Source organism: Methylocaldum sp. 14B (assembly GCF_002005105.1).
In the GTDB taxonomy this organism is placed as follows: domain Bacteria; phylum Pseudomonadota; class Gammaproteobacteria; order Methylococcales; family Methylococcaceae; genus Methylocaldum.
Window position 1 is genome coordinate 23,058 of record NZ_MSCV01000038.1, and the last position, 23,677, is coordinate 46,734.

27 protein-coding genes and 4 pseudogenes are annotated in these 23,677 nt (G+C 61.8%); 9 read left to right on the top strand and 22 right to left on the bottom strand.

What is annotated here, in order from left to right:
* Positions 1 to 129: 129 nt before the first annotated feature.
* The 5 genes and pseudogenes from B2A78_RS26415 to B2A78_RS21755 form a co-directional block, all read right to left on the bottom strand.
* Positions 130 to 477: a ferric reductase-like transmembrane domain-containing protein gene (locus tag B2A78_RS26415; RefSeq protein ID WP_077732157.1), complete on the bottom strand. Its 348-nt coding sequence runs from the start codon at positions 475 to 477 to the stop codon at positions 130 to 132.
* Complete coding sequence (locus B2A78_RS26420) at positions 474 to 638, bottom strand: hypothetical protein (protein ID WP_205780863.1); 165 nt, start codon at positions 636 to 638, stop codon at positions 474 to 476. The genes B2A78_RS26415 and B2A78_RS26420 overlap by 4 nt, the downstream gene beginning before the upstream one ends.
* Positions 638 to 804, bottom strand: a pseudogene (locus B2A78_RS26760) (mononuclear molybdenum enzyme YedY); the annotation flags it as partial. The gene B2A78_RS26420 and the pseudogene B2A78_RS26760, both read right to left, overlap by 1 nt.
* A gap of 36 nt (positions 805 to 840) precedes the next feature.
* Positions 841 to 1,386 carry a cytochrome P460 family protein gene (locus B2A78_RS21750; protein ID WP_077732158.1) on the bottom strand — a complete coding sequence of 182 codons (546 nt, stop codon included), beginning with the start codon at positions 1,384 to 1,386 and terminating at the stop codon, positions 841 to 843.
* Positions 1,387 to 1,498: 112 nt separating this feature from the next.
* Positions 1,499 to 2,698, bottom strand: a complete 1,200-nt coding sequence (locus tag B2A78_RS21755; RefSeq protein ID WP_240502631.1) for a beta-propeller fold lactonase family protein — start codon at positions 2,696 to 2,698, stop codon at positions 1,499 to 1,501.
* 428 nt (positions 2,699 to 3,126) lie between these two features.
* On the opposite strand from B2A78_RS21755, the gene B2A78_RS21760 reads away from it, so the two are divergent.
* The 5 genes and pseudogenes from B2A78_RS21760 to B2A78_RS21780 all read left to right on the top strand — a co-directional run bounded on the left by B2A78_RS21760 (position 3,127) and on the right by B2A78_RS21780 (position 6,738).
* The gene (locus tag B2A78_RS21760) at positions 3,127 to 5,043 is read left to right on the top strand and encodes a sigma 54-interacting transcriptional regulator (protein WP_077732159.1); all 1,917 of its coding nucleotides are present in this window, start codon (positions 3,127 to 3,129) and stop codon (positions 5,041 to 5,043) included.
* Between the two features lie 533 nt (positions 5,044 to 5,576).
* Positions 5,577 to 5,858: pseudogene (locus B2A78_RS26765) on the top strand (transposase); the annotation flags it as partial.
* An 18-nt stretch (positions 5,859 to 5,876) separates the two neighbouring features.
* Positions 5,877 to 6,017, top strand: a pseudogene (locus B2A78_RS26770) (transposase); the annotation flags it as partial.
* A 31-nt stretch (positions 6,018 to 6,048) separates the two neighbouring features.
* The gene (locus tag B2A78_RS21775) at positions 6,049 to 6,252 is read left to right on the top strand and encodes a hypothetical protein (protein WP_077732161.1); all 204 of its coding nucleotides are present in this window, start codon (positions 6,049 to 6,051) and stop codon (positions 6,250 to 6,252) included.
* A 90-nt stretch (positions 6,253 to 6,342) separates the two neighbouring features.
* On the top strand, positions 6,343 to 6,738 hold the full coding sequence (locus B2A78_RS21780; RefSeq protein ID WP_077732162.1) for a hypothetical protein: 396 nt from the start codon (positions 6,343 to 6,345) through the stop codon (positions 6,736 to 6,738).
* A gap of 105 nt (positions 6,739 to 6,843) precedes the next feature.
* Here B2A78_RS21780 and B2A78_RS21785 read toward each other — a convergent pair whose 3' ends face one another.
* The 4 genes from B2A78_RS21785 to B2A78_RS21800 are packed head-to-tail and all read right to left on the bottom strand — an operon-like array spanning position 6,844 to position 10,204.
* Positions 6,844 to 8,397 (bottom strand): conjugal transfer protein TraG N-terminal domain-containing protein, encoded by a 1,554-nt coding sequence (locus B2A78_RS21785; RefSeq protein WP_077732163.1) that lies wholly within the window; start codon positions 8,395 to 8,397, stop codon positions 6,844 to 6,846.
* Between the two features lie 11 nt (positions 8,398 to 8,408).
* A complete protein-coding gene (locus B2A78_RS21790) occupies positions 8,409 to 9,302 on the bottom strand; it encodes a DUF3262 family protein (RefSeq protein ID WP_077732164.1) in 894 nt (297 codons plus the stop codon).
* Complete coding sequence (locus B2A78_RS21795) at positions 9,299 to 9,898, bottom strand: Ivy family c-type lysozyme inhibitor (RefSeq protein ID WP_077732165.1); 600 nt, start codon at positions 9,896 to 9,898, stop codon at positions 9,299 to 9,301. Before B2A78_RS21795 ends, B2A78_RS21790 begins: the two co-directional genes overlap by 4 nt.
* A gap of 60 nt (positions 9,899 to 9,958) precedes the next feature.
* A complete protein-coding gene (locus B2A78_RS21800; RefSeq protein WP_077732166.1) occupies positions 9,959 to 10,204 on the bottom strand; it encodes a hypothetical protein in 246 nt (81 codons plus the stop codon).
* A gap of 264 nt (positions 10,205 to 10,468) precedes the next feature.
* Here B2A78_RS21800 and B2A78_RS26205 point away from each other — a divergent pair, with 264 nt between their 5' ends.
* The 3 genes from B2A78_RS26205 to B2A78_RS21810 all read left to right on the top strand — a co-directional run bounded on the left by B2A78_RS26205 (position 10,469) and on the right by B2A78_RS21810 (position 11,606).
* Positions 10,469 to 10,642 (top strand): hypothetical protein, encoded by a 174-nt coding sequence (locus tag B2A78_RS26205; protein ID WP_168175519.1) that lies wholly within the window; start codon positions 10,469 to 10,471, stop codon positions 10,640 to 10,642.
* 83 nt (positions 10,643 to 10,725) lie between these two features.
* Positions 10,726 to 11,070, top strand: a complete 345-nt coding sequence (locus B2A78_RS21805) for a helix-turn-helix transcriptional regulator (RefSeq protein WP_086132883.1) — start codon at positions 10,726 to 10,728, stop codon at positions 11,068 to 11,070.
* Positions 11,071 to 11,078: 8 nt separating this feature from the next.
* On the top strand, positions 11,079 to 11,606 hold the full coding sequence (locus tag B2A78_RS21810) for an RES family NAD+ phosphorylase (protein WP_077732168.1): 528 nt from the start codon (positions 11,079 to 11,081) through the stop codon (positions 11,604 to 11,606).
* 236 nt (positions 11,607 to 11,842) lie between these two features.
* Here the strand turns inward: B2A78_RS21810 and B2A78_RS25860 are convergent, their stop codons facing one another.
* The 13 genes and pseudogenes from B2A78_RS25860 to B2A78_RS21870 form a co-directional block, all read right to left on the bottom strand.
* Entirely contained in the window at positions 11,843 to 12,220 is a 378-nt protein-coding gene (locus B2A78_RS25860) for a hypothetical protein (protein ID WP_143735276.1), read from the bottom strand.
* Entirely contained in the window at positions 12,217 to 13,581 is a 1,365-nt protein-coding gene (locus tag B2A78_RS21820) for an integrating conjugative element protein (protein WP_077732170.1), read from the bottom strand. The genes B2A78_RS25860 and B2A78_RS21820 overlap by 4 nt, the downstream gene beginning before the upstream one ends.
* A gap of 13 nt (positions 13,582 to 13,594) precedes the next feature.
* The gene (locus B2A78_RS21825) at positions 13,595 to 14,644 is read right to left on the bottom strand and encodes a TIGR03756 family integrating conjugative element protein (RefSeq protein WP_077732171.1); all 1,050 of its coding nucleotides are present in this window, start codon (positions 14,642 to 14,644) and stop codon (positions 13,595 to 13,597) included.
* A 443-nt stretch (positions 14,645 to 15,087) separates the two neighbouring features.
* Positions 15,088 to 15,435, bottom strand: coding sequence for a hypothetical protein (locus B2A78_RS26430; protein WP_205780864.1), 348 nt, complete (start codon positions 15,433 to 15,435; stop codon positions 15,088 to 15,090).
* Positions 15,432 to 17,885: pseudogene (locus B2A78_RS21835) on the bottom strand (conjugative transfer ATPase). The gene B2A78_RS26430 and the pseudogene B2A78_RS21835 overlap by 4 nt, the downstream one beginning before the upstream one ends.
* Positions 17,885 to 18,295, bottom strand: a complete 411-nt coding sequence (locus tag B2A78_RS21840; RefSeq protein WP_077732173.1) for a TIGR03751 family conjugal transfer lipoprotein — start codon at positions 18,293 to 18,295, stop codon at positions 17,885 to 17,887. The pseudogene B2A78_RS21835 and the gene B2A78_RS21840 overlap by 1 nt, the downstream one beginning before the upstream one ends.
* Positions 18,243 to 18,614 (bottom strand): hypothetical protein, encoded by a 372-nt coding sequence (locus tag B2A78_RS26440; protein WP_205780867.1) that lies wholly within the window; start codon positions 18,612 to 18,614, stop codon positions 18,243 to 18,245. Before B2A78_RS26440 ends, B2A78_RS21840 begins: the two co-directional genes overlap by 53 nt.
* A gap of 11 nt (positions 18,615 to 18,625) precedes the next feature.
* Positions 18,626 to 19,681 carry a TIGR03752 family integrating conjugative element protein gene (locus B2A78_RS21845; protein ID WP_205780868.1) on the bottom strand — a complete coding sequence of 352 codons (1,056 nt, stop codon included), beginning with the start codon at positions 19,679 to 19,681 and terminating at the stop codon, positions 18,626 to 18,628.
* Positions 19,668 to 20,624 carry a TIGR03749 family integrating conjugative element protein gene (locus tag B2A78_RS21850; protein WP_077732174.1) on the bottom strand — a complete coding sequence of 319 codons (957 nt, stop codon included), beginning with the start codon at positions 20,622 to 20,624 and terminating at the stop codon, positions 19,668 to 19,670. Before B2A78_RS21850 ends, B2A78_RS21845 begins: the two co-directional genes overlap by 14 nt.
* Positions 20,621 to 21,289: a PFL_4703 family integrating conjugative element protein gene (locus tag B2A78_RS21855; RefSeq protein ID WP_240502632.1), complete on the bottom strand. Its 669-nt coding sequence runs from the start codon at positions 21,287 to 21,289 to the stop codon at positions 20,621 to 20,623. Before B2A78_RS21855 ends, B2A78_RS21850 begins: the two co-directional genes overlap by 4 nt.
* A gap of 7 nt (positions 21,290 to 21,296) precedes the next feature.
* On the bottom strand, positions 21,297 to 21,701 hold the full coding sequence (locus tag B2A78_RS21860) for a TIGR03750 family conjugal transfer protein (RefSeq protein WP_077732175.1): 405 nt from the start codon (positions 21,699 to 21,701) through the stop codon (positions 21,297 to 21,299).
* Positions 21,701 to 22,066: a TIGR03745 family integrating conjugative element membrane protein gene (locus tag B2A78_RS21865; protein WP_077732176.1), complete on the bottom strand. Its 366-nt coding sequence runs from the start codon at positions 22,064 to 22,066 to the stop codon at positions 21,701 to 21,703. The genes B2A78_RS21860 and B2A78_RS21865 overlap by 1 nt, the downstream gene beginning before the upstream one ends.
* Positions 22,067 to 22,108: 42 nt before the next feature.
* Positions 22,109 to 22,396: an RAQPRD family integrative conjugative element protein gene (locus tag B2A78_RS21870; RefSeq protein ID WP_077732177.1), complete on the bottom strand. Its 288-nt coding sequence runs from the start codon at positions 22,394 to 22,396 to the stop codon at positions 22,109 to 22,111.
* 327 nt (positions 22,397 to 22,723) lie between these two features.
* Between B2A78_RS21870 and B2A78_RS21875 the strand changes: the two genes are divergently transcribed.
* Positions 22,724 to 23,650 carry a site-specific integrase gene (locus tag B2A78_RS21875; RefSeq protein ID WP_077732178.1) on the top strand — a complete coding sequence of 309 codons (927 nt, stop codon included), beginning with the start codon at positions 22,724 to 22,726 and terminating at the stop codon, positions 23,648 to 23,650.
* Positions 23,651 to 23,677 lie beyond the last annotated feature (27 nt).

Consider the following 23,677-nt stretch of genomic DNA (forward strand, 5'->3'; position numbering starts at 1 on the left):
CCCACCGGCAGCTTCTACCCATCCCTTGTCCGGCCATCATGCGGACGCGCCTTTGGATCAGCAGCCCGCAAGACACTGGCCTTTGGCAGACGGACCGCCGGCAAAACCAGCGGAATCCAAAAAAATAGATCACCGGTGTTTGCGTATCGGCCTCGACCAGCCACAAATAGTGGATCGCGTCCAGAAGCGCCGCGGGATAGATCGGCTTGTGCAAGGGCTTCCAATCGTGCTTGAGGCGGCGTTGCCAGCCATTATCGAGGTGATCGCGAGCGGCAGCAGCATCAGCCACGCGGCGAAGCCGAGCGTGATGGGGGCGCGCTTGATCAAGTCATCTCCGAGTTGCCGAAGCGAGAACTCAAGATCGAAGACGAGGTAGATGGGAAAATCCAGGCACAGGTAGGCGTACGCCCACAGGCCCAGCGCGCGGTGTACGCGAATCGGCTCGGTCAACCCCGTGAGCCTGCGCAGCGGCGTCATCCCAGCGTCACGAGCAGCAGCCGCAGGGTCCAGTCGCCCGTGTAGTGCTCGAGGAATTCGGCGGAAATGGGCCCGCGCCTACTGGCGATCGTCCACTGGATGGCGAATGCGAGCGTCCATGCGGCGAGCCGCCAAAGCCAGAGCTTGAACGTCGCAGACATCAGAAGTCGATCCTGAGGTCCATGCCGGTGTAAGGGACGCCACTTCAGAGCAAGCGTTGAACATCAGCGTCTCGCGCTTGAAGAGCTCGAAGAGGCGCCACTCGCGCCTCCGGCTCCAGCGCGGATGATCCACTCCGGGATTCACGTTGGCATAGAAGCCGTACTTCCGGCAGTGTGTATGACCCGATTTCCACGAATCAGCTCAAGGCTTCAGGGTGGGATAACCTTCGACGAACACCCAGTCCGTCGCCCTGGCAGGAATATGACAGCTCTGACAGGTCTCGGTGAAGCTCTTTGACGTATTTAGCGCCGGGTTGCTCGCTTCGTACATCGCCCAGCCCCAGCCCTCTGCCCAATGCGGGTGGTTCTTAAAACGACGCTTGTCGTCCTTGATCATGACAAACCAGACTGCGTTTTCCCCGGCCCATTGCGCCGGACCGGTGGTCTTGAACCCGGTTTGCAGTGTGCGGATTTCCTTGACCAACACGGCTCCATCCGGGAAGCGACCGTGCTGGCGATAGTAGGCGGCGGCTTCTGGTTGCGTGTAGACATCATGAAAACCCTTGCCTGGCGCCTTCTCGTCGGCGACCACCCAGGATCCAAGGTGGGTCCAGGTCGTGCGGTAATTTTCCGGCAGACGGGTTTCGCCTTTGTCGTCGACCCAGCGACTGTAAGTCTCTCCGGACATGTCTGCCATTGCCGGAACGGCGACCATCAGGGCAAGCGGGATCGTAAACAGGTGTTTCATGGCGTGACTCTCTAGTGAGCGGCTTGCATTCGTTCGAATCTGTTGTCATCAACTGTCGGCAAGCACTGGGTTGAAAGCCCCAGCGCTTGCTTGCTGACCAAAAGCAACCACTTCAGCGAACGACTAGTCCGGTGACGCCGGCGGGCAGGGAGTCGAGGCTTTCCAGTTTCTCGAGCGCACCGCCCCTGCGGATGCGGTAAATGCCAATGCTGTGATCGCCGCCGCTGAGGGTGTACAACACCGTGCCATCCGTAGAAACAGCGAGGTCGGTCGGCCGGTTTTCTTCGGCCGCTCTCGTTTGCAGCAGCGACAAGCGCCCCGCAGAGTCGAAGGCGAACGCGGAAATGGCATTGGCAGGCGTGTCCGCAGTGAATGCGACACGCCCATTGGGTGTAATGGCCAGCCAGCAAGCGGCGGTTTGACCGACCGCAACTTCTCCATCGATCACTTGCACCCTTCCATCCTCCAGCAATTGATAAGAGGAGACCGTTGCCCCGCCGACAGCACCACCCTGGGCCTCGGAGACAAAGAATTGCTCGCGCTTGCCGAAGGCGAAACCGAACGGCGTGGTTCCGGCTGAATCGATAACATGGCGGTTCGCCGGTGTGCCGTCTTCGCTCAGGGAGAATGTGGTGATTTTGTTGGTCACTTTTTCCGTGACAACCAAGGCGTCGCCCTCCTGGCCGAAACTGATTTGAGCCGGCGCTGTGCCCTCCCCGCTGAGATTCCAATGGGACCCGGGCAAGGGATGCAGCTTCCCGGCGCGGGGATCGAACCGGAAACCGTAGATGGAATCGTCCCCGGCGTTGACCACATATACCCGATTGCGGTTAACGGTTATGCTGATTGGGGTCGATCCTTCCTCGGCAACGCGGTCGACGAGCACTAGACCGTCGCGTTTCACCCGGAACACCGAAACGTCGTTGCTGCCCGCGTTTACAGCAAACAAATAGTGCTCGTTGTGACTCAGTGCGAGCGCACCCTGATTGCCCAGGCCGGAACCGGTTCCCGTTCCGCCCGTGGTAAAACGACCTGCCGGTTCCATGTGGCCGTTGCCGTAGCGCCGAAAGGCGAGCACTTCATTCTGGATAGCGTCGTTAGACAGGGTATACACTGTTTCCTGGGCATCGTTCCGTTCATGGTCGGGGCGCTCGTCCGAATCGGCCAAGCCGATGGCCGGGATGAACGATGTGAAACAGAGCATGATGAGCGTAAGCTGTGGCATCAATAACGCAGTGGCCAGGTCGGATGATAAGAAGGGTTTCACCGCCCTCCCCAGCCCACAGGCCCGAATAGATCTTGTGAATGACATGTCGCTACCCTCCTCTTGCAATGGGTTGAATCGAGCGCTTTCCCGTCATCGGGATGATGAACGGATATCGCCCTTTTTCCTTCACAAGAATCGTGCCGACCTCTGTTAACCCGTGTAAGCCGCAGAAATCAAAGCACTGGATAAGAAGGGCTACCGGTCAGGACCGCCGCAGATCTCCAGAGAAAGCCGCAACATCTGGTGGGGGTCGCAAGATATGGTGGCTACCGCGGTCTTCATTCGCCAATCGACATGCGATCCGCATGCTCCGGATGCCGTCGGGCGATGATTGGGCCTTCGGCATCGACTGGCCCTTGAAGCCGGGTACTACGCGAGGTAGATTGGGTCGCTCGGCTTAGGTGCTGCGCATCGAGCTGGGGTCGTACCTCCCTTGGGAAATGACAGGGGCCTTACTTCCGGAATCTACCGAGATGCCGAAGAATTCCACGCCTACGACACTCTCCCCCTCAGAACCGCCAGGACCGACCGATGCGTTGGAACTGGCGGCGTTGCGCGCCATCGTGGAAGGGACCGCTCATGCCACGGGGGAGGCGTTCTTCCGCGCGCTGGTGCGGAACCTCTGCCTCGCCACCGGAGTCACCAATGCCTTCGTCGCGGAATTCGCCGATTCCGAGACTCGGGTCCGCTCGTTGGCATTCTGGAAGAACGGCCGATGGATCGAAACCCAAGAATGGGAGCTGGCAGGCACGCCTTGCGAGGACGTGCTTCGCGGTGGGCTATGCCATTACCCCGCAGGGGTCTCGCAACGGTTTCCGAAGGAGGAGGGAGTCGAGAGCTACCTCGGTGTGCCGCTCCGGGACGCTGACGGCGGCATTCTTGGCCATCTGGCGATCTTCGATCACCGGCCCATGCTGCCGGAACCACGGCTGTTATTCACGTTCCAGATCTTCGCGGCCAGAGCCGCGGCGGAGCTGGACCGCATAAGGCTGCTGAAGCAGCTTCGCCAGAGCGAGGAACGTTTCCGCGATCTGTTCGATGAAGCGCCGATCGCCTATGTCCACGAAGATTTGCAGTCCAGATTCATCCGGGCGAACCGAACCGCCATGCGCATACTCGGCATCACGCCCGAGCAAGTACCCGGCACCCTGGGTATGTCGTTCGTGCCTAATACCCCGGAAGCCCAGCGCCGGGTGAAAGAGGCCTTCGCGTCGATCGGCCGGGGAACGGATACCAGCGGCGTGGTGCTCGAACTCCGCCGTCGGGACAACAATCAGCCAATCTGGATTCAGTGGTGGTCGCGGCCGGACCCCAGTGGACAGTTTACCCGTACCATGTTCCTGGACATCACCGATCGCGTATTGATGGAGCGGGAACAGGCCCAGCTGAAGGCGCAGAACCTGTATCTGCAGGAGGAAATCAAATCGGACCACAACTTCGAGGAGATCGTCGGGAGAAGCGCGGCGATTCAGTCGGTGTTGTCCAACGTCCGCCGCGTGGCGCCTACGGACGCGTCGGTGCTGATCCAGGGCGAATCGGGTACGGGGAAGGAACTGATCGCCCGCGCGATTCATTCCGCCAGCCATCGGCGCGACAAGCCCTTAGTCAAAGTCAATTGCGCGGCCTTGCCGACGGGCCTCGTGGAGAGCGAGTTGTTCGGCCACGAAAAGGGCGCCTTCACCGGCGCCATCGCCAGGCGCATCGGGCGATTCGAACTCGCCGACGGCGGCACCATTTTTCTGGATGAAATCGGCGAAATCCCGCTGGAAGTCCAGGTCAAATTGCTGCGAGTCCTTCAGGAGCAGGAGTTCGACCGGGTAGGCGGGAAAGCGCCGATCAAGGTCGATGTCAGGGTGATCGCCGCAACCAACCGCGATCTGCTGAAGGCGGTCGCCGACAAGACATTCCGCGACGATCTGTATTATCGACTGAATGTGTTTCCCGTATTCACGCCGCCCCTTCGAGAGCGAACAGAGGACATTCCACTGCTGCTGCGTTTCTTGATCGAGAAGTTTGCACCCCGGATAGGTAAGAAAATCGAGGGTATCAGTAGCAAATCCCTGCAAAGACTGCAGTCTTATCGCTGGCCGGGCAATATTCGCGAACTGGAGAATGTGATCGAGCGCGCCATTATTCTGGCGGATGGGCCACTCCTAGAAATCGACGCGGAAATGCTGCCGGGATCTACCGACCCTGCCCCTGACGCAGGGTTTGCCGTGACCAGCGGCGCCACTCTGGAAGCGGTCGAACGGCAACATATTCTGGCAGTGCTTGAAAAGGTTGGGTGGGTAATCGAGGGCCCCAATGGCGCCGCCCACATTCTTGACCTACATCCCAGCACCCTTCGGTACCGCATGAAAAAGCTCGGTTTGACCCAGGAGCGCCGTTAACTATCGCGGGCTCCTCGAATAGTTGAGGACGATTTACCAAGCCCATTGCGCCGCACGAATCGCGGCTTTGCGGTTGCATCGCCGGTGCCACGGCCATCTAACCAAAGTGTTCCTAGCCGGACGGCGTCTTGGCGAAGAAATGGCACGACATTCGCTACTCTCCTCGTGATCACTCACAAAATGCAGCGTTCATGCTTCGAATCACCGCCCAAGCAGACTCCAGGACCCGTGTTCGCCTGATCGTGGAAGGTAGGCTAATCGGGCCGTGGAACCCAGCGCTGGAAGCAGCGGTGAGTGAATCTCGCGCGGCATATGAGCATGTGCACCTTGACCTTTCCGGACTCCAGTTCGCCGATGAGCAAGGACTTAGCCTGCTTCGCAGATTCGTTAGCGAAAATGTGGTGTTGGAACGAGTATCCCCTTTCATCCAGGAGCTCCTGACCACTCGCCTCGAATAATCACCGGCTGAAAGCCGGTGGCTTAGGGTTAGAGCGTGTTATGAACTTTTTGCTGGAGAAGTGGTTATTACGAGCATGATGACTCGTAAACCTTATCCTAGCGATGTGTCGGACGACGAATGGATGTTCGTCGTGCCTTATTTAATCTTGATGAAGGCGGACGCGCCCCAACGCCAGCACGATCTGCGTGAGATCTTCAATGGTCTGCGCTGGTTGGTGCGGGCCGGTGCGCCCTGGCGGCTGTTACCGCATGACCTGCCGCCCTGGGAAGCCGTCTATCAGCAGACCCAGCGTTGGCTTGCGGCGGGCTGTTTCGAAGCGGTCGTCCACGATCTCCGAGAACTTCTGCGCCAGGCCCAGGCCGGATCGAAAGCGTTGAAGCGTGTAGAAGGCCGGCTAGCGGTGCCGGAGTTGTGCCGGGAGTTGGGGGTCAGTTCGGCGACGTTCTACAAGTGGCGCGCGAAATATGGAGATATGGACACATCCTTGATAACTCGGATGGAGGAATTGGAAGCCTAGAATGCCTGCCTGAAGGAGATCTACGCCGATGACCGTTGAAGATACCCCAATCCATTACCCGGTAATGATTCCGCCCGAGCGAGCAATCGATCCGGCAGCAGCCAACCTCACAGATGACACGGAGCCCGCGCTTGAATGCGGCGGACGAAATGCCAAGCACGCCATTGATCTGATTGGCCGGCCGATTATCGGCCAACATCTTGATGAATTGAGCGAGATCGACGGCTTGTAGGTGTCTCTCACGCTGGAACTTGCGCCATCGGCACTGCCGTGCGATTTTTATGTCTATACGTCCGCTGATCCCCGGCATGGAGGAATGCCGATGAACACCATCCTACTCACCATTGGCCTTTTTTGGATCACTGTGGCTGCCTACGGCCTGACGCGGCAGCGTCCGGCCGAATTCTGGCGGACGGTAACGACCGATGTGGTCATCACGCGAGAGCTGTGGGGCCGCTGGACCATTCCCGTTCGGGCAATGCGCCTCACGTTTGCTCCAACGGTGTTTGTCCGCGCGGTGGCCGTCGCGTGTGGCTGGATGCTGCTGCAACTGGTTTTTGGCTCACTGGACGATGCTGAAGAAGATGTTTCTTTTGACAAACGGGATGAGTCTGAATATAGCATGGGCGGGATTTATAACTACGCTACAGGCAAGTGCGACAACGGCTGCCAACCTGGTGGTATTTACGATTGGGACCTGCGGCAAGGAAAAAGTTGAATAACTCGGTCGTGGCTGGCCGAATTTCTGCCAAAAAATGGGCCTGAAATCACGCTGATTCCAGTCCCGGTTTACTTTGAACTTAGAAGTACTTGGGGTGAACGATCACTTCTTGTTAGGGGGTTTTAGCTCGCGAAACCGGTTCTTCACAAGGCTGAGCGCGTTTCCAAAGCCGCTGCCGGTGGCGGCCGCACTAGAGTTTGTTCCCTCTAGGAAGGAATTGAGTCCAACGCCCGCGTGATATCCAGCCCAACCCAACATGCCTACCCATAAGACCGGCACGATCGTGAACATCGTGCCGGTAACGAGATCGATCACCACTTCGCTCACGGTGTAGTCCATCTTATCGGCAGCAAAGTCGAACCAGCCGGTGGGGTTGAGTGCTTGTTGGAGCGTATTATCGAGCCAGACGGCCGCCGCCCACAGGAATGTCAGGAACCGCACGGCAAAGAGAGTAATCGTCAAAGTCAGGAGCGTGCCGACGGAAAACTCGCCGAATAACAGGACGAACGGCATCAGCGCAAAGATCAGCATCAGAAGAACCGCCTGGCCGACAGGCGCCGCTTCGCGAATGGCGTACATCTTCGACTGAAAGAAGACCGATTCCCACCACCCTCCAACGGTCGCGCCTGCTCTAGCCAATCGTCCGCCGGCGGCATCCCCAAGACCCGCTGTCACCGGCATGCTCAACCTGCCGTCCTCGATGGTCCACATTGACCGAAGGGCAGCGTCTTCGGTCTTTCTGGCGTCCCAGCCGAACGCATTCATGAGTTGGGTCACCCACCCCTGGGTTTGCGCCCACGCCTCCACTTCGATCTCTTGGATCAACCGGTCTCTGATCCCGTAAGTCTGTGCCTCCCAGCAGTCCTTGCACTCGGGCCGGCCCCACTGCGGCGCCGGATAATGCTCGGTGTCGTACTCCGTATCCCGTTGCGGATCGAAGGGAAAGCCCGGTATTTCCTCGCTCGCCCTTGTCGCAAGGTTAATGTTGTTCACTCCGTAGTAGCCACTTGTGTCCAAGAAGAATTGCGAACCCGGCCAGTCGATGTCCGACGGGTCGTATCCGCTCGGCAGCGGCTGCTTGCTATCGAAGAGCCTCATCCGGGCGGGATACCAGCAGTCGTGCGTGAAAAGTTGAAGCTCCCGCCGAAGTTGCGGGTCTTTGATCCGGCTGTTTTCAAGCTTGTATTGGTACAGCCGGAAGTCCTTCTGGCAGGGAATCGCGGCGACCGCGGCGTTAACCACTCCGCCCGCGGCCGCCATGACGCCATACCACCACACCGGCACGTGACCGGTAATCCCGGAGATGCCAAGAGCGGTAAACACGCTGTCGTAGGTCGTGTTGGAGGCGCCGCCCTTCGGCGCATCGTTTGAGCACGGCCGAGTATAGACGAGCCCCGAGGGTTGAAGCGGAATGAAGGGCGAACCCGCGAGCATGACCACCGTAAACATCGTCGCGATCGAGACTTCGGCGGCACGGATGTTCCGTTCCGCGCCCTCGGCCCCGGCGGCTTCGTAGCTTTCGATCCAGGCCCTGACCGCCATTGCAATGAAAGGGATATAAAGCAGCCCGATATTGAGCAGCGAACTCCAAAGCGTCTCGTAGAAATGCCAGCCAAGTGCAGCGAGATACAATTCAAGATACGACCCAACGCTCATAAGCCCTCCTCCTATACTGCAAGGAAGACAACCAGCATCAGGGATACCAATGCCGCCGCGCGGACGATGCTGTTTTGCATCTGCATGACGGTGATGACGCCGTTCCGCCAGTTCGAGTATTGGGCAAGCGCGATCCAGGCGAGCCAGCGCAGCAAGATGACGGATAGCGTTTCGAGGATTACCTGTCGCATTTGTGACATCGCAATCCCGGCGCCGCGGTAGAAGGCTTCGTTGCTCGACGGCGGCGTGTAACCCGCGAGCGGATTACCGGCATGTCCGCTTCCTGAACCAACCCCGCCTCCCCCGCCGGCACCGCCGTTGCCAGAGCCGACTGAACCGCCGGACCCGGTCCCCACGATGCCGGTGATCGAGGCTACGTCATAGCCGCCGAGCATCGTCATGTAGCTCATCGCCTTGGTGCCGTTGCCGTCGGCGCAGCCCGTTCCGGACGAGAGGCACTTCGCAAGGCCATGGGCGCCGATGAGATGGGCGCCGACGAGAAGACCCGAAGGAGTTACCGGGGCACCGTTCGCCGTCTGGGAGATCATCTGGTCGAGGCCTTCAGCCTCGATATAGCTCCAAAGCTTGTGATGATAAGCCTGGACCGCGTTGTTCTGCGCCGTGGAACTGTTCAAGTAGTCGTTTTTGCTGTAGATACCGTCCTTGCCCGTCCATTGGCCGCTCCAGTCGTTTGTGGTGGTGCCGTCGGGCCGGTAATAGCCGGCTTCGATGAGAGCGGCTTCGCTCATCTGATACAGGCCGAGGTGCCCCGATTCATTTGTTTTCGTCGGATCTCCACTCGATTCGCGTTGCGCGAGGGACGCGAGGAAAGCTTGATACATATCGGCGATTGCCCACGCTGACACCGCGGCTAGCACGACGAATAGCCATGCCCGCGCATTCATTGCGATTTCCTTTTGGCATCCTCTGCCTTGGCGCAGGCGATGGCCGCCTCGGCAACCGAAATGGATGTCCCGAGTCGACGGCCTCTTCCCTTCTCGTTGAGTTCAATGACATACGTCTTCGAACCAAGATCGAAGGCCGCGTACAACGCGTATTCGTTGCACTCGTGGGACTTACAAAGGTCCCATACGAGTACGCGCTGTCCATTTCGCTCATATCGGCGGACGTAGTAAGCCGGACCACTCATGTCCTGAACCCACTTTTCTTCGGCGCGGGTCACGGCGAAGTGCCGCTCGCGGATTTCCGGAACGGTCGCGACCAGATGCCACGGATGGCCGCTGTAAGCCGGATCGCCCGCGATCCGAAGGGTTCCGCCATCGGAGCAGGATTCCACGCGTTCCAACTCTCGATCGCTCGGTTGAAGGTTAACCCGCTCGTCCGCATAAACCCCTCCAGCCGTCAGCAGCCCCAGCACCGCCAATATCACCAGCGGCCGTCGCCGGCCCGCACTCGCCATGGCCTCGATCAGCGGATTCCCGCATTGTTCGCAGTAGCGTTCCGTGTTCGGATTCGATGCGCCGCATTTGGGGCAAACCATAGTGCTTCTCCTTGAAATTGAGTCGGCTATCGGAATCGAACGTCGAGGCAGTGAGACCACTCACACATCTGACTGAACGTCCGGCGCGACGTCCGATTCGTCCGCGGTTAAGGAAGCAGTGTGCCCGAGGCCCATCGTGCCTTCGATCCTCGCCACGCGATCGCCTAAGGTCTGGAGTTGCCGGCAGAGCTCTTCGTTCGAACGCCTGAGGTTCTCGCACAGTTCGAGCAGACGCTTGCTGCGTCGGGAGATGCTGCCCAATTGGCTCAGGGCAAAGATGAATAAGAGCGCAAACAGTAAAGCCACGGTCGCTCCTCACAAAAAGAACAGAAAAGCGCGCGGAGGACGTTACGAATCAGCTAGAAGTCAACGCGCCTGGCGGCGAGTCTGCCCAAGTCAATAGACGGAAATCAAACGAAAACCCTTGTTTGGTTTTGAAAGGGTTTTTTGATGGCTTTAGCTTGGAGACGCGTGATCTCGGACTTGAAGCTCCCCCGTAAGTTGGCAATACTTCCAGGGCGACATGGTATAGAGCGCAGAGAGGCTCCCCGAGCATCGCAGTAGCTCGACATGGGCTTAAAACCCCGCAGCTTCTCGCAGTCGCCGGCGAGCTACTGTCCCGAGGGGCTGGCGGGTATCCCGGAATCGACGTGCAACCTCGCCAAGATCCACCAAGACAGCATGATCGCCTGGCAGTGCCTTGGGCTGTTTTCCGTCCTGTCAGGCGAAATGCCGGTTGCATGAGGTCTAATTTTTTATCTGGACAAATGTCTAGACATTGCCTAGAGTAGTGGCTACTCATCCTACTACCCCGTATCGCGACGCTGATGAACGCCGTACGAGACATCAAGATCAATCCGCAAAAGATCCGCCAGTCCCTGCATCTCTCCCGTGAGGCGATGGGCCGGATATTGCGGGTGAGCGCCAAGACCTTAGAGCGCTGGGAAAAGCAGGATGGCGTGCGGAACCCGGACGCGATCAAGGATCTCGCCAAGATCCGGGAGATCAGCGAACTCGCCAGCCTGGTTTACACGCCTGAAGGCGTCGAGACCTTCCTCGCGACCCCGCTGCCGGAATTCCAAGGGCGAACCGCCCTTGACCTGATGAGCTTGCGGGAATACGACACCGTCATCGCGGCACTCGCCGCAGACGTCGAAGGACTCGGCTATTAACCCGCCCCTTGATCCAATCGCATCTCAAAGCCTGGCAAGGCACCGCCTATCGCCACCTGCCGCAAGGACCGCTGGATCCGCTGGACTTCAGCCGAGCGGGACTCGCTCGCGATAATCGCTGGAATATCCAAGGGGAGCCGACGCTATATTTGGCTCGCCATAAACATGTGGCACTGGCGGAAATGGCCCGCCATATCACCGAAGACCGTTCGCCTGCGTTAGCGCGGCAGGTCAAGCGCCGCCAGGTTTACCGCTTCGATCTCGCCTTCCACGCGACGTTGGATCTGACCCATCCCGAAGTGCTCGCCGTCTTATCGATCACCGACGCCCCACAGTGTTTTATCGACAAGTCCGTAGCTCGGGCCACGGCTGAGTTTGTCAGAAAACTCACGCCGGCCGAAGCCATTTTCGTTCCTTCACTGGCCTTTCTCGATCGCCCGGAAAACTGGGTACTGGTGGTCTTCCTGGAAAAACTTTCCGCAAATCCGGGCTTCATTTCGTCCGTGACGCCGGATGGTTCTTTTTCGATCGAGTAATGTCGGCCTGCTGCCTGGACGCACAACAGACAAAACCAGACTTCCGTTGAAGAGCAGGCGCCCGGTTTTATTGTCGATTGAAATCGATCTGGTCCTGGGTGGGCACGAGCACGACAACGTGCAGCAATGGCGCGGACTGCGGTTCGCGCCGATTTTCAAGGCCGATGCCAATGCCCGCTCGGCCTATGTGCTGGACCTGGAATACGACACGGGTCAGCGGCGCCTGGCACCATCCCTCAAGGCCCCTCCTCTGCCGGCAAGAGCCAGTTGCGGGCAAACTCCCCGCCGACGTTCTGAACAAACAGCGCCTCGATAACGAGGAGCCAGGCTGCGGCTCGCCAGCGGAGCGCCATTGCCGTCCGCCGTTTCGTTTCCGGCCAGCGTCGCCGCCGCGCCGCGACATCGATCCACCGAGGCCAACCGCCGATCAGGATCAGAAACACCAGCAATCGCCAGGCGGCGAGATACGGCTTCGCCGCATCGAGCGCGCGCTCGACCGCCGGCAGGCCCGCTTGATACGCCCAAAACCCCAGGACCAGGCCGACCAGCATCATCAGGGCGGCCAGCAGCGCGAGACCCAACCCGAGCGTGGACAGTAAGCGCCGCGCACTCATTTGAGTACCGCGCCGCCCGGCTCGATCGGCTTCCGGTCATGGGCGGCGGGCGCCAGCGTATCGCTACCCGATTCGCCCCGCCCTTCGCGAAGCTCGATCAAGGTCGCGGAAGTCTGCGCGAACAGCTCCCGGCGGATCCGCGTCTCGAACAACATGGCGTCGATGTCCTTATCCAGGGCCGCGAGCATGCGTTCAATATCGGCATGCGCCGGGGAGGCGTAGATGTTCGGCTCCATCCGCCCGGACAAAATCAGGCGCCGCAAGAGAAGCGCCTTTTCGAGATTTCGGGCGACGGCGGCTTCGTTCGCCAGTTTGTGAACCGCCATCCCCTGTTCCTGAGGCGTCGATAGACGGCGTATGCCGTCGATGACCTCGCGCGTCAGCAGTGTTCCCGGCGGCGAGAGCCTGGCCAGCGTATCCGCCTCCGGCGCCGTCGTGCCCGCGACGATCTTCATCAGGTCTTCGAGGAGTTCCCGGGTCTCCTGCTCGATCTTGGGGGCAAGGCCGTGGCCGGGGGTCGCGGTTCGGGCCGTGTCCCTGTCGGTCCGGACGGCCACGTCGCCGAGGACATACCGGGCGTAGGCGACCGCCTCGTCCGGACTCGGCCAGACCTTGGCAAGCGGCGGCGGCGAGGCGCTCACCACCGCGCTGGTGTCGGTCACCGGGCGGCCCAGCTTGATGTTGTAGCCGGCCCGCACCGTGTCGGCGGTGACCCGGATCGGCGCCTGCCCCGCCCCGCCCGCGCGCTGACCGCCGATCCAGGGAACGCCGTTCTTGCCGGCATTCGTCTCCACCGTATCCTTCGCGGTTTTGACGTCCACCGAGGACGAATTCAGACCGCCGGTTCCCATTTGCACCTTCCAGTCGTAACCCTTGGCCAGGGTGATCCACTCTTCGAAGGGATTCCGGCCGCGGGCGATCTCGGCCTCCATTTGCTCGCAGCTCTTGGTGGCGAGGGAGATCGTCGCCTCGGCCTGGAGCAGAGCGTTCTGGAACAAGTCGTAGAGCCCCGGATTGGCCCGTTGCAGGATCAGGGCGGGCAAGGAAGCGATCGCGTTGGTCGCGGCGTTGACCATGGAGCCGATCATGTTCTCGACCCCTTGGCTGACATTGTTCAGGATGTTGGAGACACCGAGTACCGGATCGAAGTTTCCACACGAAAACGCCCGTCGAAGATCGAGCGAACCGCCGAGGGTAATCGAGTGGGCGTAGGGGTTCGCCGCGACAGTGATCGCCTCGGCCCCGCCGATCTCGTAGTACCAGCGGCTCGATCGGGCGGGTGACAGCGGCACGGCGGATGATTGCGCGGTGAGTGACAGGGCGACGAACAGAATGAGAGGACGGCGGAGTGCGCGAACCATGGATCGTCGTCTCCTACGGGGTTCGGGTTGGCGTGGTCGAGCTGTCGGACGGATAGGACATGATGTCGATGCTGCCGATGAAGCTGCCTTTCACCTTGCAGCACTTGTAGGGACGCCACAGCGTGAAGGCATAATTTCCATCGGCTGCGACCTTGCTGCCCGCCCAGCCCGAAAAACTCATGAGGTCGTTGCTGCCGAACACTTCGCAGCTTCCGGCGCGTTTGGGCGTCAGCATCTGCCAGGTGCCGGTCTTGGCGTCTCCCTCTTTCAGGGACGGCGGATACCACACCATGTACTTTTTCTTTTCTTTCCGCTTGTCGCTCTCGAGCGCGATGTAGACATGCGGCTGACCCGTCCGCGTCACCACGTCTCCGGCGCGCTGCGCCACGACCGCGGCCGCCTTGGGGTCTTCGGCCTGGGTCACGAAGCCGCCTCTGGGATAAACCGCACCCCAGGTATTCAAGGGCCAGTCGCCGATCTCCCGCAGCCCGGGAATGAGCGACTGGGGATAAATGAATTCGGGAATCGCCCAACGCCAGGACAAGGCATCCAGGGCCGAGACGAGATAGGGCTGAAACGGCGTCGACGCCGAGGGGCACAGGAAAAAGCCCGCGGCCGGATGGCCGATGGCGTCGGAGTCCTTGAAGATCAGGTTCTTGTGCGCCGGGTGCTCGCGAGCCGGCCGGCCGGCGATGCCGCATTCGGTCGTCGTGCCGCCGCCCAGAAGGTTCGGCAATTGGCCGCCCATGGCCGAAAGCACCGCGCCCGCGCCGGTGGTTTGAATCCCAGCCAGAAGGGCCTTCATCTCGGTCCAGGGATTGTTGGCGATACCGTTGTGGGCGCTGACCACCAGATCGGGATTGTAGTGGCCGTACTTGGCCGAGGTTTCGATCTCGCAGCCGAAGGGCGTGCACACCAGCCAGAGGCATACCCCGATCACCTGGAACTTGATGCAGGAAAAGTTCAAGGCGCTGGATAGAATCGTGCCGGTGTTGATGGGTTCGGCCCGAAGGTCAGCCGTCAGCGCCAGAACGAGAAAGCTCAGCGTCAAACGCTTGATCATGGCGTACCTTCCTTCCAGGTCCGGTAGTACCGCAGCGCCTCGCCGAGATCGGCGGTGCCATAGACGACCGCCCTACCCCGGTCGAACACGATCGCGGGATAACGCGTGAGGCCGTAGCTCAGTGCTCGGGCATGGCCTTCGTAGGCCGCCTGCAACGGCGCCGCAAGCCCACTGCCCTGCCCTTCGAGCCGCTGCCGGGCGATCCGCCAAGGCCGCCGCCTCGTTCGCGGGGAGTCCTGCCGAGAGGACCGCCTCGATCCGGCGTGGGGCGGAAAGATCGAAAATGTCGATGGGAACCCCTTGGGGCCGAAGCGCGTGAGCGCCGGAGGCTGGAAACGCCGGATCGGTGAAAATTTCCACGGCGGCCGGCCCGATATCGGCCGGAACCGGGGGTGCGGAGAGGCACAGCACGACCATCGAGGCCCACAGGGATTGGCGATGCGTCATGATGGCGAGGCCTCCTTCGTGAATACGCTACTGCGCTTCCGAGCGATGCGTTCGGCGACCTTCAGCGCCGCTTCCGGCTCGGTGCAGCCCTGTTGTGTCATGAGCGCCGCCCGTTCGGCCTTCTCGTCCTTCTCGGTCATGGCGAGGGCCAGCGCGATGGGCGGCGGAACGTTCCGGAACAAGGCCTTCAGCGCCCGGCTCAGGACTACGCCCTCGGTGTACTTGCCGGGCTCCTTGGTCGCGGCGAGCAGCAGCGCCCGTTCCTCGGCGCTGAGCTCCCGGAACCTCGCGATCTGCTCGGCCTCCTCGGGCGGCATGGAGAGGCACAGCCACCATTCCATCATTCCATCATGTTGAGCATCCGCCGGGCCGCATCGGGAAAGTCCTGGAGGTTTTGGGTGGCGAGCCACAGCCAGGCGCCATAGCGCCGCCACATCTTCGAGATCTTGACCACGTAAGGCGCCAACAGCGGATTGGTGGTGACGATGTGCGCCTCGTCGGTGAGCACCAGCGTCGGCCGGCCCTCGTACTGATGCTGCTCGACCAGGGCATGGATGTGATTCATCAGCGAGATGTAGGCAACCGTCAGCTTATCCTCGTAGCCTTCCTGCGCGAGGACGCCCATCTCGAACACGGTGACGTCGGCTTCCGGCCAGAGCTGCCCCGGCCGATTGAACAGCTTGGCTTCGAGGCTTCCCTCGGTACAGAAGAGGCTCAAGGCATCGGCCATTTCGAGTACCCGGGCACGCCGCGGCGGATCAAGTTCGGCAAGGCCCGGCAGATGGCGGAGACCGTGCGCGACGTCCTCGGTGAGCGGCTGGCGTTGCGCGGCAACCGCTTGCCGCGCCGCCTCGACGATGGCCTCCCGGATCAGGAGCCGGTCGGCGCGCGTCAGGCGCGCTTCTTCCTTGGCGTCGCCGCCGGTAATCATGAGGCGCGCCGCGATTTCGGCCTCGCCCAGAAAGTCGCGATCCTTGCTCGCCGTGTCGTCGGCGTCGTCCAGGTCTTCGGGGCCGGCCAAATCCAGGTCTAGGCGTCGCCGGTGCTTGGGATCGAGCAGCTTTCCGTTCTCGGCGAAGGGCGGCAGGCTCACGTCGCTTTTCGGCCGTACCTGGACGTAGTTCACCGAGAGCCCCTGGGCTTCGAGATACTGCCCGAACAGCCGGAACGAACTCGCCCCGTCGATGATGAACAGCCTCGGCCGGTGCACCGCCATGATGTGCAGCAGGAGATACACCAGGAGCGAGGACTTGCCGGCGCCGGTCGGCCCCAGGATCAGGGCGTGGGCGTTCGATTTCCGGTCGACGATGGGGTCGAACGTCAGGGGCTCGCCGCCCCGGTTGTAGACCAGAATGCCGGGGTGGCCGGTACCGGTCGAGCGGCCGTAGAGCGGCACCAGGTTCGACAGATGGCGCGCGAACATGAAGCGCGATCGGCGAGCGCGTTTCCGGTCGAAGCGGTGGTCGTAGCCCATGGGGAGGCACCGGAGGTACGTGTCCAGGGCGCAGAGGTCCTGGCGCTCGTCGATGGGCCGGAGATGATTGGTGAGGAGCAGGGAATGCAGCTGGTTCTGCTTTCGGCGGAGATCCTCCTCGTCTTCGCCGCGAAGGTAAAACGTGATCTGGGTCGGGAACAGCTTGTTCCCCTGCGCGATCTGGAATTGCGCGGCCTTGGCGTCCTCGCCGGCGAGCTGGGCCTCGGCGTAGTCGCCGATCGCGGCGCGTTCCACCCGAACCAGGCGTTCGCGGACATCGTCCTGAGCCTGGAACTCGACCGTGATCGCCATCACAACGCCTGGCGGCAGCCGGTCAAACACCGCGTACAGATGCCGGCCGATGCGCCGTTCCGCGAAGAACTGACCGATCGTCGGCGGATCGGTCAGCTGTTGAATGGTGATGGCGCGGTGCGGCAGGCCGTCGAACCACCAGAGGCCTTTCTCGGGATGATAACGCGGAAGTCCCAGAACCAAGGCTTCGCCGAAATCGTAGCCGTAGGGCCGGTCCTCGTGATCGTCGCCGGGATAGGGCGCAAGCGCGAGCAAGGCCTCCACGTCGCCCGCCGTTACCGCCGGGCGCGGATTGAACCAGCGCAGCATCCACTCGTAAAGGTCCCGCCCGCCGAGCCGGCGGACGCCCACCCCCGTCGATTCAAGTCCGGCGGTGAGCCGGACCGCGGCCTCGTTCAGCTCCCGGATCGGACCGAGATCATCCGGTCCCTTGAGAGATTGGGTGGCGCTGCGCCGCCTGAACAAGCACGCGTGGACCTTCCGTCAATTCCCTTGCCACGGCCCACCCGTGACCTGATCGTCATGGAATAGTCCGCCGGGCCGCGCGATGTTGGCGCAGTGGTCGCGCAGCACGGCCAGCCAGTGGCGGGTATAGGCCAAGTCGCGAATTTCGATCCGCGCGTAGGCCTCCACCTGGTCGGCCAGGCCATCGAGCCGGTACTCGTCATGGACGAAGAGCTGGAAGACCCAAGGGTCTTGTTGCTCCGCGACCGAGCCCGTGAGCACCTGCTGGATCTTGTCGCGGAACTCGGCCAGCCACGCCTCCGGGCGCGCCTCGACGCCGGCGGGCCGGATCTCGAACAAGGCGCCGACGTTGCGGCCGTCGTCGAGCAAAAAGACCTGGTGTTCGGGATCGTAGTCGAGCCAGGGCAGATGGTTGGTGAAACTGCTCGGCCGCTCGTAGCGCCGCCTGACGTCCGCCTCGGTGGGCGGCGTGGTCCGGTCGAACGGCCCGCGTGGCGCGGGTTCGATGGCTCGGGGTTTGGATAAAAACGAAAACAGCGTCATCACCACCCCTCCGCTTCGCCAGGCAGGGCGTATTCTACCGTCTCGTACATCGGAAAACTGGTGGCATAGCCCGGCACCGGATGGCCCTGGGGCGAGAGGTGCGGGAACACGTACAGGACAAGGTCCGGATTCGGCAGGCGCGGGAACAGGTGCTGGATCTCGGTGTGGGCCCCGCGGGTCCAGCCGTCCAGGTTCAGGGCGGCATCGCCGGGACCGCGCGCACCCCGCTCCCGTCGGGCGCCTTCCGTTCGGCGCTGCCGGGTTTTTTCGAAATGGGCATCGTAAACCTCCCGCATGGTGGGTCCCCCCTGCGGCAGAAGGGTGTCCTTGCTGCCGGTGGCGCAGCCGACCAGGAGGCTAATCGAGATCGTGGTCACGGCCCGCGTGAACGGCTGGGGTAGCGTGCGCATAGTCGAGTTTCCTGCCCTTGGGTTCGTAATCGATGGGGAGCTCCCGGTCCACGTGGACCGCGAGTTCGACGCCGGTGTCGACGAACACGGCATCGAAGGATTGGCTCTGCCGCTCGGCGATCCAGCGGGCCACCTCGTTGGCGCCTTCCGAGACTACCTCACCGGCGGCGTACTGCTCCGGGCTGCCCGTGACCGTGCTGGTGTAGCCGCCGAGCGGCGTTACCCCGATCGTGGTCTTAGAGCGGGCGTAGGCCCGACCCGCCGCCTCGACGCCCTTCGCCAGAATGCGCCCGCCCAGATATTGCGCGGCGTTGGTCACGCGCGCCCCGGTTACGCAGGGGATGCCGCGCCGGTCCGAGATCCAGCCGAGAGGCTCGGTGGCGCTGCCGGTGGCGGGGGCGGCGCGCCCTGGGCCTGAGCGCTCTGCTGCTCTTTCCGCTGCAGACTCTGATCATCGGAACTCAGGGTGCGGATCGTGCCGTCGTCGAACACGAACGTGATCGAATGCACGGTGCCCCGGACACACGAGAGCGCCCAGTCGCCGATCGCGGTCCCGGAAAAGATCATGCCGTCGACGCCCGGAATCTCGAGCCCGTTGGCGGCGAGGTTGTCGGAGCCCACGATCACCTTGAAGGGATACGGGTCCTCCACCTGGCCTTTGATCGGAATCCGCCCGATCAGCGCGGTCATGCCGGTGGAGCCGATCAGGGTGGCGTTCCGCGGCACCGTGTAGGCCGGTTCCGGCGCAGCGGCGGGATGGGCGGCACCCCCGCCGAGCCCGGCATGGTCCAGGAGGGGGGTTTCGCCGACGCCGTGCAGCAGGCTTCCGCCCGAACGGGCCGCCTCGGCGGTCGCGGTGGCGGTCCGGGATACGGCGTCGCCAGCCCGTTTGACCAGGCTGGACCCGAGCGGATCGACCCACACCACCGCGGCGTTCAGGGTGGCCGGATCGAGGTCGACCGCCGCACCGTCCGACGGATCGGACGAGCCCGGCGGCGCGACCAGTCCGAGCCGGTTAGAGAGATCGTCGAGGCGGGATGGCAGGCGGGTGTACTCATCGTTGCGCTGTGCGGCCTGGTCCCGGCGAACCGCCGCCGTGACCTCGTTCGTGACCTGGGTCGCGATGTCGTTGCGCTGTTTCAGGAGTTCCGCGTTTTCGCGCCGAAGCTGCGCCATCTCGGACTTGGCCGAGGCGACCTGGGCGGTTAGCGCGCGGATGGTGTCCGCCGGAGAATCGGCATCCGGCGCGGGCGCCTTCGGGACCTCGGCGACCGGAAGCTCGGACTCGGCTGTCGCCGCCTTTTTGCTGCACGAGCGGAGTCCCGCGAAGAGCGCAAGCGCCAGCGCGAACGTGCCGAGAATCGGCAGGAGCTTATTGCCGCCCATCGAGCGCGTCCTCGAACGGCCGGCTGGACACGAGATAGGCGGCCGTCACGTCCCGTTCGTCGCCTTTGCGGTAGAGCCTCGCGTGTTGGAAGGTGCAGGCGAGCCAGGCGCCCCGGAGCGTCCTCGGATCGAGGATCACGTCCTCGAACGTTCGGTTTCGGAGCTTGACCGCGGTGATGTACGTGCCGCCCGAGCGCCAGGCGATGAGCGGTGTCGCCTCGACCCGGCCGCCCCGGATCAGGTCGATGCGCGATTCACGGCCGACCGGCGTGCGGTGGACGCCCTTCGGCACCTTCAGCAGGCGCTCTGGGGCGTAGAGATGCTGCGCCGCCATCCGGGTCAGGGTGACGTAGTCCGTCCCGGCGGACCGGTTTTCGGCAACGTCCGTCGCTGCCGCATCCACCGGCGCGGCGGAGGGCTTCCCTTCCGGAATCGACACTTCGATGGGGCGGGTATCGGCTATCCGGTCCGAGGCCGAGAGATCCAGGAGGTAGGTGTTGCCCGTGCCCAAGGCCTCGATCCGCACTCGTTGCGGTCCGAACGGCTTGAGCGCCGTCCAATAGATGGTCCCGTCATTGAGGATCTGGGTCCTAAGGACATCGGGGGTCAGTGTCGGCGGCAGCCCCGCCCGCACCGCGACCGGAAACGACACCAGGCGCTCCTGCCCGACCGGGAGGGTGATCTGGAGCGGCAGTTTGTGCCAGGCCAGCCGCTCGACCGGAAGCGCGCCGGGTGCTGCCTCGGGCTCGACGTCGAGCCCGAGGCCCGGCGGGATGTCGGAACCCGGGTTGGTGAACGCGGTTTCCGGCACCGAAGCCGATGCGGAGAGCGCGTGGACACCGCTCTCCCCCTCCGTGTCGGCAGACGCGCCGACCGGCTCCTCCGCACGGGTCGCGACGGTCAACAGCAGAAGGGTGGACAGAACGACGAGATGCGGATTCATGAGCCGAGTTTGAATATCGGGGGTAAGGCCGGCCGTGACGTCTCGCTGCCCTCGATTCGTTCGGGCGGACTCGCGAAACAATCAAGGGCCAGGCCAAACGGGTTGACCTCGGGGCTGACGTCGTATGCCACCACCCGGATGGGGTAGCGGATGTCGACCGTCTTCACCGGCATCCCACGAACATGCTCCTCGATCCGGAAGTCGATCCGCGCGATCCAGACGCCATTCCCCTTGACCTCGACGCTGGATTCCTCGTAAGTATGGCCCGGCACGTCGTGGATGGCGCGTTTTCGGTCCGTCAGTTCGCCACGTTTGGCGCGGGCCTCGAGATCGCTCCTCAGTTCGTCCTGGCAGGCGGGTGTCAGATAGTTCTGAGCTTTGAAGAGCACGAGGCCATAGTCCTCCTCGCCGTTTCGCGGCCAGTAATTGAGCAGCTGAAAGATGTATCGGGCGAAGCCGTAGATATGCTCCGGCCTCGGATCGTCCCGATGGATCATGCCACCCGATCGGAGGTCCGGCGGAAGGAAGAGGCGCGCGTCCTTCTTCGCGTCCTCCCAGCCGTGCCAAAGGACAAGGATGACGACGAACAGCCCTGCGATCACTGCGCGCAGCGTGTTGATATGGGACCTAAGGTTCTCGTTTTCGGCGCGGTAACGCAGTCCCATGTCCGTTTCAATCGCGGAGGGCGTCGCGGCCAAGGCTCATTTGGTACGAGCCGTCCGGAAACCGAAACCGGGCGGACTCTCCCCGGAAATTGAACTGACAGCGGACGAAACCGAGGTCCGCCAGGAAAAGATGCACCCGCTGTTGAAGATAGAAGTGCGGGCGGCCACGTTTCAGCCGCTGATAGAGCCCCGCCCCGAAATAGACGAAGGCGATCGCGCCGATCATGGCGACCCCGAGGGCCATCGCGAGACGCCCCAGGATCAGGCCGATGACCACGCTCGGCGGAAACAGCAAGGCCGCCGCCAGCTTGATGGCCGTACCCAACTCCGAATCGGCATACCCCCGGAAGATGACCGGCTCCTCGTTGAGCCGATCCCCGAGAATATCGGGTGTCTCAGATGAGCCGGCCATCAGATGACACCCGCGGCTTCACCCAGCAGATAAGACACGAACAGGAAAATGGCGGCGCCGGCCACCGCTCCGAGGCCCAGTTCGCCCCACTCTTTTCGGCCCTGCCGAACCTGATTGAGATCGGCGAGAACATGCCAGGAGAGCCAGAGAAAGCCGGCCACCGCCAGGAACAATCCGATGACGATCCCGCCATCCTTGATGTAGCCCTTGATGAGGTTGAGCCAGTCGCCCGCGGCCGGTGAAGTCGTCGGCGGCACGGGCGTCGGCAGCGCGGCGAAGGCGGTGTCCGCCAGGATCAAGGAGGCAAGCATGACCGATCGTGCTCGCCGAACGGTGTGTTTGAGGGTGCGTTTCACATGCGTCATGAGCTTTTTCCGATAGCGATCACCGTGACATGATTCACCGGCTCAGCGCCGGTAATCGCCCTTGAGCGGTGGAAACTCTCTCGGCGTCGTGCATGGTGCTTCGATGTGTTCACGGATGCCGAGTTTGACGTGCTCGATGTCCTGGCGAAGCCAGCCATAATGGAATCTGACCCGCGACTCCGGATTGGCTTGGGTTTCGGCTTCGGCGATCAGGGGCGCCAGGGCGTCCAACTCATGGATCAGGCGGGCGAGCGCGGCCCGCTCGCCGTCGTCATCGGCACGGGCGGCAGTCGTGAAACAACAGAAAAGCGCCAGCAGCGCATTACGCATAGAGGGTCTCCGAGTTGCTCGGCGGCGAGTGTGCCCAAGGCGGCACGCAAAGTGCGAACAAAAACCCTTGTATGCTCTAAAAAGGGTTTTACGGATGGCTTGACCATCAGTCGAACCTCCCGTCGAACCCGATTAAAATGAAATGAATTGGCGGGATTAACCTCATTCCCGCAACATCGAAGACTTGGGCTGCAAAGCCGTCCGTCCGACCCAGACTGCGTCCACGGCGCCAACGGGTCCGCGACCATCTACTCAACCTAAATGTACGCAGCCATTGGGCAAATGCCGCACCAAGGCTAGCGAATTGCCGTAAATGGGAGGAACTCCATGCGCGAGGAGACTGAAGCGCCTACTACATTGTCCGCTTTGGTGGAAGCCTATTGCCGGGAAGTCGTCTTGAGCCCGGGATCGATCCGCAACTACCGCATCACCGCCCGCGTATTCAAGCGGGATACAGGCGTCGATGAATTAAGCAAGATTGACAAGAATCTCGTCATCGCGTGGCGGGACACTGTCCTTCAGCGGGTCACTGTGGTGACGTGGAACAGTTATCTTACATACCTCAGAATCGCATTCTCCTTTGCGGTTCGCTCGGGATGGATCGAGCATAACCCGTTTCAATACGTCAAACAGCTTGGAGCCTGGAAGAAGCGCAAAAAGACAGTGCCCGATGAGGTAACGCGCCGAGCCATCCGTTTGCTGCAAGAACCCGACGAGCCGATCAAACCGGGCTGGTTTTGGGTTATCGTTGTTCGCCTTCTTTTCTTTACCGGCATGCGTGCCCGGCAATTGACTGCCCTACGTTGGAACCACATCGACTTCACACACAAGACCATGCTGTTGGCAGTCGAAGGCAGCAAGACGAAACGCGAGTGGATCATCCCGATCCCGCCAGACTGTGTGGACGATTTACTGTATCTTCGCAACCGAACGCTCAGAGTCAATCCAAACGCAGTAACGCTTCACCACCAGGTATTTCGCATTCAACTCTTCAACCGGGAGTACAAAGGCCAGGAATTAACGACAGATCAGGTAAGCGGTTTTTTTCGGCGCCTATCCGAGACCTTGGGCGCACGCATTACATCGCGACGTCTGCGCCATACGATGGCGACGAAACTCGCCCAAGGCCAGCAACCGGACCTTAAGTCGTTTCAATATCTCCTGGGTCATACCCGCCTGCGAACGACCTTGGAGTATGTCGAGCCGGAAATGGGGCAACTGCGATCCGTGCTGACCAGGCTGCGCCTGGATTAGGGGATTTGCCACATCTTGCAAGTACTA